Raw genomic sequence first — 599 nt, 5'->3', positions numbered from 1 at the left:
CCTGATGCCGCTGCTGCTGTACTTTGCCACCCAGGGCGCGTTCCTGTTCGGCTACGCCAGGCCGGTGCCCGTCCGGTTCGGCAATCTGCGCCGGCCCCGGCAGCACATGGTGTGGGTGGCGCTCGCGGGGCCTGCGTCGAACTTCATCCAGGCGTTCGGCTGGGCGCTGCTGCTGGTGTCGCTCGTCGGTTTCGGCGTGGACGAGCCTTTCTTCATCGAGATGGCGAACGCCGGCCTGATGGTGAATCTGGTGATGTGGGCCTTCAACCTGTTTCCGCTGCCGCCGCTCGACGGCGGGCGCATTCTGGTCGGCCTGCTGCCCGCAAAGCCGGCGCGCATGTTGGCGCGCGTCGAGCCCTGGGGCTTTTTCATCGTGCTCGGCCTGGTGCTCGCCGGGGTCGTGGGCCGGCTGTGGCTGCGCCCGCTCATGGCGCTGGGCGCGGAAGCCATCAAACTGCTGCTCAGCCCGCTGATGCCCTTGTTCAACTGATCCCGCTGCCCCCGCCCGCCATGAGCACCACGCGTTTTCTCACCGGAATCACCACCACGGGAGTGCCCCACCTGGGCAACTTCGTCGGCTCCATCCGCCCATCGGTCGC

Annotated in this window: 1 protein-coding gene; it reads left to right on the top strand. The window is 68.1% G+C overall.

The window, feature by feature from the left end:
* On the top strand, positions 1–490 hold a 490-nt coding region (locus tag VTU_RS0106240; protein ID WP_029554161.1), incomplete at its 5' end, for a site-2 protease family protein.
* Between the last annotated feature and the right edge of the window lie 109 nt (positions 491–599).

It is taken from the genome of Verminephrobacter aporrectodeae subsp. tuberculatae At4 (assembly GCF_000193225.1).
Classification (GTDB): Bacteria; Pseudomonadota; Gammaproteobacteria; order Burkholderiales; family Burkholderiaceae_C; genus Acidovorax; species Acidovorax aporrectodeae.
This window is presented reverse-complemented; position numbering and strand designations above follow the sequence as displayed.